This is a genomic window from Streptacidiphilus pinicola (genome assembly GCF_003258295.1).
GTDB lineage: Bacteria > Actinomycetota > Actinomycetes > Streptomycetales > Streptomycetaceae > Streptacidiphilus > Streptacidiphilus pinicola.
In genome coordinates this window covers 1-8,570 of sequence record NZ_QKYN01000210.1, presented here as the reverse complement: position 1 = coordinate 8,570, position 8,570 = coordinate 1, and the positions used below count along the sequence as shown (strand labels likewise).

Here is an 8,570-nt window from a genome sequence, read left to right as displayed (position 1 = left end):
GTCGTGAGCAGCCAGGCGCGGTAGCGGCGCAGCGCCTTGCGCTGCAGGCGCTGCTCGCCGATCAGGGCGACCGCGGGGTGGGTACCGGGCGCGGGGTTGCCGCCGCGGGCGATGCGCCGCAGCTGGCGGCGCACCTGCGCCATCCCGGCGGCCGAGGCGAGAGCCTTGTCGGACCAGGTGACCGGGCGCAGTTGGCGGTCGGCTTCGCGGCCCTCGGCCCAGCGCTTGGGCAGATCGAGGGTGACCGACAGGGCGGTGCCCATCCCGACCACCTCCACGCCGCCGGCCAGGACTTTCTCGGCGGTGTCGCGTCGGGTGATGCCCCCGGTGAGCATGAGCGGGAGCGGGCTGGTCGTCACCAGGTCCTGGGCCAGGTCCAGGAAGTAGGCCTCGCGGGCCTGGGTGCGCGCGTCGGCGGGGCGTCCGGTCATCGCCGGGCTCTCGTAGCTGCCGCCGGACAGTTCGACCAGGTCGACGCCGAGCGGCGCGAGCCACTCGATGACCTGGCGTGCGTCGTCGGTGTCGAACCCGCCGCGCTGGAAGTCGGCGGAGTTGAGCTTGACCGCGACGGCGAAGGACGGGGAGACGGCGGCGCGGACGGCGCGGACGACGTCCAGCAGCATCCTGGCCCGGTTCTCCAGGGAGCCGCCCCACGCGTTGGTGCGCTTGTTGACGAGCGGCGACAGGAACTGCGACAGCAAGTACCCGTGCGCGGCGTGGATCTCCACACCGTCGAACCCGGCCTCCTCGGCGCGCGCGGCGGTGACCGCGAAGCGGTCCACGGTGTCCCGGATCTGCTCGGCCGTCATCGCGACGGGACGGCCGAAGCGGCCGCTGTGCCGGCCCAGGTCGACACCCACGGCGGACGGGCCCCACACGACGCCGGGCATGTCGGAGGCAATCTGACGGCCGGGGTGGTTGATCTGCATCCAGATCTGCCCACCGGCCGACTTGCCCGCCCTGGCCCACTCGGCGAACGGCTCCAGCGGCGCGGCGTCGTCGAGCACGACTCCGCCGGGGCCGGTCAGGGCCTCGGCGTGGACCATGACGTTGCCGGTGATCAGCAGTCCGGTGCCGCCGGCGGCCCAGCGCCGGTAGAGCTCGACCAACTGCCGGTCGGGCAGCTGGCCGGGGCCCGCCATGTTCTCCTCCATGGCCGCCTTGGCGATCCGGTTGGGCAGAACGCTCCCGGAGCGCAGGCGCAGGGGTGAGAACAAGTCGCTGGCCATCCGCTTCTCCTTCTTCGGCGTCTTCTTCCTCGTCCACGTCGGACTAGGATGTGTACACCGCTCACATTAGGCGAGCAATGTAAGCGACGTAAACATTGGAGAGGGTGACCCATGTCACTGGCGACCGGCCCGTACCACCACGGTGATCTGCGCGCGGCCTGCCTGCGCGCGGCCCGCGAGCTGCTCGAGGAGGACGGCAGCGCCGGCCTGTCCCTGCGCGCGGTGGCGCGGCGGGCGGGCGTGTCCGCGACGGCGCCCTACCGCCACTACGCGGACCGTGACGCGCTGGTCTCCGCGGTCGCCGCCGAGGGCTACCGCGAACTCGCCGAGCTCCTGGCCGCGGCGCACCCCTCCCCCGGCACACCCAACGAGCTCGCCACCGTCGCGATCGCCTATGTGCGCTTCGCACTCGACCGCCCGGCGATGTTCCGCGTGATGTTCGCCGAGCCCTGCGACCAGACCAACGAGGAGCGGGTCGCCGCGACCACCGCCATCACGCAGTACGTCCGGGACATCGTCCACCGCGTCTTCCCCGACGCCGACGCCGAGGCGCTGTCGACCGCCGTCTGGGCCCTGGTCCACGGCCTGGCGTTCCTGCACCTGGACGGCAAGCTGGACACCACCACACCCGAGGTCGTCGCCGCCCAGGTCCGCGGCGCGGTGCACGCGCTCTTCGCCACCACCGCGGGCCGGGTGACGCACACGGACGAAGCACCCAGCGGCAGCTGAGCGACTGTCAGCGACAACCGGGGCCACCCAGGGCGGCCGGGACCCACCGCGGTCGCGCGAATGGTCCATACCTCTTGACGCCACCGGGATTGGTCTCTACCTTCCCGAATGTGGTTAGGAAACCTTACTAACCACGTTCCCCGCGCCACCGCCAGGTTCCACCACCCCCACGGTCGGAGGTCCACGCATGCCCCACCGCGTCCGCACGTTCCTCGTCCTCGGCGCGTCCGCGCTGCTGCCCGCGGCGACCGCCGCGGTCCTCGGTGTGCCGGCGCACGCCGCCACGCCCGCGTTCCCCGCTCACTACTCGGCCCCGTACCTGCAGATCAGCGCGGCGGACGCGGGTGACCTGGCGGCCGACATGAGCGCGTCCGGCACCGCGTTCTACTCGCTCGCGTTCCTCACCCCGCAGTCGGGCTGTACGCCGATGTGGGAGGACAACAACGACCCGATGAACGCCTTCACCTCCCAGGTCTCGGCGCTTCAGGCGGCCGGGGGGAACGTGATCCCCTCCTTCGGCGGGGCCTCCGGCGGCGAGCTGGCCCAGACCTGCACCTCCGTCTCCAGCCTGGAGGCCGCGTACGCCAAGGTGGTGAGCACCTATCACGTCACCCGCCTGGACTTCGACATCGAAGGCTCGGTGCTGGACGACACCGCCTCCGACCACCGGCGCGACCAGGCCCTGGCCCAACTCCAGGCCGCGAACCCGGCGGTGCAGGTCGACTTCACCGTGCCGGTCGACCCGACCGGCATGCCGTCCGACGTCACCTCTATGCTCAACGACGCGGTCAACGCCGGCGTCAAGGTCAACCTCGTCAACATCATGACGATGGACTTCGGCGACGGGGAGAACGCCCTGAACGACGCGGAGTCCGCGGCCAACGGCAGCGTCCCGCAACTGGAGTCGATCTTCGGGGTGTCCTCCGGCGGAGCATGGGGCATGCTCGGCCTGACCCCGATCGCCGGGCAGAACGACGACAACGAGGTCTTCAGCCAGTCCAACGCCGTCACCCTGGAGTCCTTCGCCGCCTCCCACGGCGTACAGGAGCTGGCCTTCTGGGAGGTCGACGGTTACGACAAGGGCACCGGTTACGCCTACTCCAAGACCTTCAACAAGATCACCAGCAGCACCGGTGGCGGAGGCGGCGCCAGCGGCTCGTTCCCGTCCGGCTACCACCAGTTGGTGGTGCAGCACAGCGGACAGTGCCTCGATGTCGCGGGCGCGTCGACCAGCAACGGCGCGGTGATCGACCAGAACACCTGCGGGGCGAGCGGGACGAGCGGCCAGCAGTTCCAGTTCCTCCCGGTCTCCGGCGGCTACGGCGAGCTGCAGAACGAGAACAGCGGCAAGGACGTGGTCGTCCAGTCGGCCTCCACCACCAAGGGCGCCGCGGTCATCCAGTACACCCAGAACGGCACCTCCAACGGTCTCTGGCTGCCGATCCAACAGGCCGACGGAACGTGGCAGTTCAAGAACCAGAAAAGCGGCCTCTGCCTCGACCAGGCCGGCGCCGTCACCACGCCCGGAGCCGCGTTCGACCAGTGGACCTGCAAGACCGGCACCGGCGACAACCAGGACTTCGCCGCCCGATAGAACCGAACCTCGCTGTCGCCCTGCACCTGGCCGGCGACCGCGCCCAGGTGCAGGGAATGCGAGGCCGGCCGACTCGACCGGCCTCACTTCCACGGTGCACTTCCTTGGGCCCTGACTTCAACGCCGGTCGAGATCAGGGCCGCTGACTGTCAGTCGCCATCTGGACAGAACCCCCGGAAGCAAGCCATCCTCTTGGGAGCGCTCCCGCGCACCAACCCCCCGAACGGCGCGCGGGCAGCGCACCCCTTCCCGCATCGCTCCAGCCCGCGCGACGCAGGGGATCGCGTGGTCGGGAGCGGTGACGGGACCCAAGGACCACCGCGCGACCGGGCCGCGGTCAGCGGAGGCCCCCTCCGAGCGGCAGATCTGCGGCGATCACGTGGATCCGCTCGTCGACCTGGCCTACTTGGTCTCGACGCTTCCGACAGCGCCGGGCCCGGGAGCTGATCGAGGCGTCGATCACCGCCGGGGAGATCAGGCCCATCGAGCCCTACACACTGATGCGAGGCATCGGCAACCTGTACCTCGGCGCCGACGACGACCCGCGCTACAACCCCCGGCAGCTGGTCGACCTGCCGCTGGAAGGACTGCGCCGGCAGCAGCCTTGAGCGCCGCGTGCTCCGGCGCGCTCAGGCGGTCGGGCGACCGCTGCTGGGCTGCGGATCGGACGATTCCGCCGTGGCACGGCCGACGTCGGCGCTGCGCTGCAGCGCGACCGCGGGGCCGCGCACAGCGCCCATGACGAGCGCCGCGACAGCGGCCGCCGCCGCGGAGGCCGCCATGAAGACCCAGACGTGCTGGAAGCGGGCGAGAGAGGGCAGGCCCGCGCCGAGCAGGCCGACCATGATCGACGTGCCGACCACCAGGCCGAGCTGGCGCGCCATGTTGACGACACCGGATCCCGTGGAGGCCTGGTGCGGGGGCAGGGCCGCTGTCGCGGCGGCGGTGAGCTGCGGGAGGGCGAGGCCGACCGCGATGCCGGAGACGACCCAGGGGCCCAGCATCTGCGTGGCATAGGCGGGTTGGTCTCCGGTCGCGGTCGCCTGCCAGAGCGCGCCGGCGGCCAGGAGCAGGCAGCCCAGGGCGACCACGCGCCCGGGTGCGGCGCGCGGGAGGAGTCGGGTGACCAGCAGGGAGGTGATCGGCACCAGGGCCGGGCCGACCGCGACGGCCAGGCCGGTGCGCACGGCGGAGTAGCCCCAGTGTTCCTGCAGCCACAGGACGCGGGAGAGCAGGCCGATGCCGAAGGCGACGTTGAAGAGCAGCTGCGCGATATTGGCCCAGGCGAAGGACGGTATGCGCAGCAGGGCGGGATCGATCACGGGGGCGTCGTGGTGGGTGATGAGCCGGACGAAGACGGCCAGGCCCACGACGGCCAGCGCCCAGGCGGCCAGCACGCGGCCGGACGACCAGCCCCAGTCGTTGCCTTGGACGAGACCGAGCACGAGCGCCCCCGTGGCCACGGCGATGACCGCGCCGCCGAGCAGGTCGGGGCGAGGCGCCTCGGTGTTGTGACGCACGTCGGGCACCACCTTGACGGCGGCGAACGTCAGTCCCAGCCCGATCGGGACGTTGATCCAAAAGGCCGTCTGCCACGAGATCTGGACCAGTCCCCCGCCCACCGCGGGCCCGAAGGCCGCGGCGACCGCGCCGGTCATCGCCCACAGGCGCGCTCCGCCGGCCCGCCGCTGCGCGGGGAGGGTGGCGAGGAGCAGCCCGAGTGAGGCGGGGGTCATGAGGGCGGCTCCCACGGCCTGCACCACGCGGAAGGTGACCAGCCACCAGACGCCCGGCGCGAAGCCGCAGGCGAGGCTGGCGAGCGTGAAGACGAGCAGGCCGGCCACGAAGCCGGCCTTGCGGCCGTACCGGTCGGACAGGCGACCCATCGGCACCAGCAGCGCGGCGTAGACGACCGCGTAGGCGTTGAGGATCCAGCTCAGCGAGCCGAGCGAGGATGTGCCGAAGTCCCGTCCGATCTCGTCGAAGGCGACATTGACGATGAAGAGGTCAAGGCTGGCGAGGAACGCCGAACCGGTCAGGATCGCGACCGCGAGCCTCGTGCGCTGCCGCTGACTATGCGATGACATAGTCAGCACGCTAGACGCCTGACTATGGATTCTGCAAGCCAGGTCGTACTCTGGATCCATGACCGTCCAGCTCGAAGGCAGGCTCGCCAGTCGCGGCGACACGCCGCTCGGAGACCGGTGCGGCATCGACCGCACCATGCAGCTCATCGGCAACCGCACGGCAATGCTGCTGCTGCGGGAGGCCTTCCACGGCGCCACCAGGTTCGACTCCCTGCACAAGAGGGTCGGGGTCACCGAGGCCGTGGCGGCGCAGCGGCTCAAGGAGCTCGTCGCCGCGGGCGTGCTCGCCAAGGAGCCCTACCGCGAGCCGGGTCAGCGCACGCGCCACGCGTACGTGCTCACCGAGGCCGGGCATGCGTTGCTGCCGGTCGTGACCGCACTGCTGGAGTGGGGCGGCCGCTACGCGCCGTCCCCTTACGGCCCGACCCCCCTGGCTCACGCGGGCTGCGGAGAACCGGTCCATACGGAGCTGCGCTGCGAGGCCGGCCATGCCGTGCCCGAGGAGGAGCTCGTCCTGGGAACGCCACTCGAAGGCTGACGGTCCGCCCCGACTCGGGCGCCCGCAAGCGGCCACCTCGGCCGGGCGTCTGAACCAGCGGGGCAAGTCGCTGACCGGGGGGTGAGGCGGGTGCCGCAGGCCGCGGGTCACCAGGGGCAGGCCGGGAACCACGATCACCCGGGTGTTCCAACGCGGTCCCAGCATGGTGATGCACCACCAGCGCAGCGCCTGCGCCAGCAGCGTCACGGCCAGCGCGGGCCAGCCCGGCCACGGCAGGACGCAGGTCGTCGGGTCAGGCCTCCAGACCCCAGTGGATGATCTTCTCGGGGTGGACGCGGATCACCTCCGGGCTGAAGTGGGGACCCAGATCGTGCGGGCCGACCTGGAGTTCGGCGGTGCCGCGGATCTCGACGCCGCGGACGCGCCAAGGTCGGACGCTGACGAGGTCATCGACGACGAGGGCGATCTTCGGGTTCGCCTGCAGGTTGCGCCACTTCTTCGTGGCGCCCATGCGCAGGCCTCCGACGAGCACGGTGTCGTCGTCCTGGAGGAAGAACCCAACCGGGTTGTTCTGCGGCTGGCCGGCGGGGTCGACGGTGGCCATGCGGGCGAGCCGCTGGGATGCGAGGTAGACACGCTGTGCTTCGGTGAAGTGGGCCATGACTGCACCTTTCCACGCGACCTGAGCGAATGGGGGGACGCTGCGCCCGGCCGGACTCCCGGCCGGGCGCGGCGATCGGCGGATTCGGTACGGGCGGGGGTCAGCCGCTGACACCGACACGCGGAGGCGCGACTGGCCCAGGCGTTCGCTCGCGAGAGCGAATAATAATGATTTGCCCGATATGCCGACCTATCGTCAAGGGGTTCCCATCCACGAGGCGCCCGCCCAGCGCGGGTGCTCGACACCTGCCCTTGCGTCAGGCGAGGGCAGATCGAAGGACGGTGTCATGTCACCCCACGTCAGATCCCACGGCCGCCTGCTCAAACTCTCCCTCCTCTGCCTGAGCTCACTCGCGGCAGCGACGCTCGGCCTCGCCGCGCCGACGTCCGTAGCGACCGCCGCAGCGGCGACCGGCGCCGGAGCCATGGTCGAACCCCAGGTCAAGGCACTCGGCGGCCATGTGCGCGTGCTGGCCGGGGGGCTCTTGAACCCCCGCGGACTCGCCTTCGGCCCCGACGGCCGGCTCTACGTCGCCGAGGGTGGCAGCGGAGGCACCGCAAGCACGGTCGGGACGTGCCCGCAGGTGCCCGACGTGGGTCCCTACACCGGCGGCTTCACCTCCCGCATCTCCCGCATCACGCTCGACGGAAGGCGCACCACCGTCGTCGGTGGGCTTCCCTCCAGCCAGACCAATGCCGCCTCGGGCGGGCTGGTCAGTGGCGTCGCCGCCGTCGCATTCCTCGAGGGGCACCTGTACGCGGTCACCTCGGGAGCGGGCTGCTCCCACGGTCTCGCCGGGACGCACAACGCGGTGCTCCGGGTCGAGGATCACCACGTCCGCCAGGTCGCCAACCTCAGCGCCTTCCAGATGTCCCACCCGGTGGCCCACCCCAACCCGGGAGACTTCGAGCCGGACGGCACCTGGTACTCGATGGTCGCCGCCGGCGACGACCTCTACGCCGTCGAGCCCAACCACGGCGAACTCGACCGGATCAGCCCCAGCGGGCACATCTCCCGCGTGGTCGACGTCTCCGCCCACCTGGGCCACGTGGTGCCCACGGCACTGACCACGCGGGCCGGCAGATTCCTCCTCTCGAACCTCGGCACGTTCCCGGTCAACCCGGGCAGCCAGTTCCTCGCCTCCGTCACCAAGAACGGCCACTTCCGTGTCCTCGGGCATGGCCTCACCACGGTGCTCGGGCTCGCCTTCGACCACGACGGGCGCCTCTACGCCCTGGAGAGCACCACCGCGCCCGGAAACCCGACCCCCGGCACCGGCAAGGTCGTCCAGGTGACCGACCACGGCCTCCGCACCGTCGTCAGCGGACTGACCTTCCCCACCGGCATGACCTTCGGTCCCGACGACACCCTGTACGTGTCGAACTTCGGCTTTGGCTTCCCGCCCGGTGCCGGACAGGTCCTCCGGATCGACCTGCCCGACCACCACTGACCGTCCGCCGTTCCCAGGACCGCCCCCGGCGCCGTGCCGGGGGCGGTTCGGCGAGGGCACCGTGAAGTGACCGGCCACAGCAGGTCCGTGGCCGGATCGACCGTCACCACGATGATCCCGTCGACGCCGACACGGTCGCCGGTCCGACCCGTCAGCGCTACCAGGTTCACCCGGTCGGGCGCGCCGCGGCGGCCGTGAGCTGGGATTCCGCGGAGAGCCCGGGACCCGGGCGCAGTCTGTGGTGTCCATGCGGTGCTTGACTGTCCGTTATGTTGCGGATTGACTGCGAGCGACCGTCGCCGCCCGCCCGGATCCCACCCC

The 8,570-nt window shown here is 71.3% G+C and carries 7 protein-coding genes and 1 pseudogene; 4 read left to right on the top strand and 4 right to left on the bottom strand.

What is annotated here, in order from left to right; all coding sequences use genetic code 11:
- Window positions 1–1,229 (bottom strand): NADH:flavin oxidoreductase/NADH oxidase family protein (locus DN069_RS37075; RefSeq protein ID WP_111507651.1); only part of this gene is annotated, 1,229 nt, incomplete at its 3' end.
- Between the two features lie 111 nt (window positions 1,230–1,340).
- Here DN069_RS37075 and DN069_RS37070 point away from each other — a divergent pair.
- The gene (locus tag DN069_RS37070; RefSeq protein ID WP_111507650.1) at window positions 1,341–1,958 is read left to right on the top strand and encodes a TetR/AcrR family transcriptional regulator; all 618 of its coding nucleotides are present in this window, start codon (window positions 1,341–1,343) and stop codon (window positions 1,956–1,958) included.
- A gap of 187 nt (window positions 1,959–2,145) precedes the next feature.
- Window positions 2,146–3,552, top strand: coding sequence for an RICIN domain-containing protein (locus tag DN069_RS37065; RefSeq protein ID WP_111507649.1), 1,407 nt, complete (start codon window positions 2,146–2,148; stop codon window positions 3,550–3,552).
- A gap of 629 nt (window positions 3,553–4,181) precedes the next feature.
- Here the strand turns inward: DN069_RS37065 and DN069_RS37060 are convergent.
- Window positions 4,182–5,639, bottom strand: coding sequence for an MFS transporter (locus DN069_RS37060; RefSeq protein ID WP_111507648.1), 1,458 nt, complete (start codon window positions 5,637–5,639; stop codon window positions 4,182–4,184).
- Between the two features lie 58 nt (window positions 5,640–5,697).
- Between DN069_RS37060 and DN069_RS37055 the strand changes: the two genes are divergently transcribed.
- Window positions 5,698–6,177, top strand: coding sequence for a winged helix-turn-helix transcriptional regulator (locus tag DN069_RS37055; protein WP_111507647.1), 480 nt, complete (start codon window positions 5,698–5,700; stop codon window positions 6,175–6,177).
- A 69-nt stretch (window positions 6,178–6,246) separates the two neighbouring features.
- On the opposite strand, the pseudogene DN069_RS37050 reads toward DN069_RS37055, so the two are convergent.
- Window positions 6,247–6,414: pseudogene (locus DN069_RS37050) on the bottom strand (isoprenylcysteine carboxylmethyltransferase family protein); the annotation flags it as partial.
- 16 nt (window positions 6,415–6,430) lie between these two features.
- Complete coding sequence (locus DN069_RS37045; protein WP_111507646.1) at window positions 6,431–6,799, bottom strand: PPOX class F420-dependent oxidoreductase; 369 nt, start codon at window positions 6,797–6,799, stop codon at window positions 6,431–6,433.
- A 286-nt stretch (window positions 6,800–7,085) separates the two neighbouring features.
- Here DN069_RS37045 and DN069_RS37040 point away from each other — a divergent pair, with 286 nt between their 5' ends.
- On the top strand, window positions 7,086–8,249 hold the full coding sequence (locus DN069_RS37040) for a ScyD/ScyE family protein (protein WP_165845808.1): 1,164 nt from the start codon (window positions 7,086–7,088) through the stop codon (window positions 8,247–8,249).
- The last annotated feature ends 321 nt before the right edge of the window (window positions 8,250–8,570 follow it).

What these genes read in the sequence shown, in the direction of transcription:
- DN069_RS37070 (WP_111507650.1), top strand. Translation starts at nt 1,341, where the DNA reads ATGTCACTGGCGACCGGCCCGTACCACCACGGTGATCTGCGCGCGGCC.
- DN069_RS37065 (WP_111507649.1), top strand. Translation starts at nt 2,146, where the DNA reads ATGCCCCACCGCGTCCGCACGTTCCTCGTCCTCGGCGCGTCCGCGCTG.
- DN069_RS37060 (WP_111507648.1), bottom strand. Translation starts at nt 5,639, where the DNA reads ATGTCATCGCATAGTCAGCGGCAGCGCACGAGGCTCGCGGTCGCGATC.
- DN069_RS37055 (WP_111507647.1), top strand. Translation starts at nt 5,698, where the DNA reads ATGACCGTCCAGCTCGAAGGCAGGCTCGCCAGTCGCGGCGACACGCCG.
- DN069_RS37045 (WP_111507646.1), bottom strand. Translation starts at nt 6,799, where the DNA reads ATGGCCCACTTCACCGAAGCACAGCGTGTCTACCTCGCATCCCAGCGG.
- DN069_RS37040 (WP_165845808.1), top strand. Translation starts at nt 7,086, where the DNA reads ATGTCACCCCACGTCAGATCCCACGGCCGCCTGCTCAAACTCTCCCTC.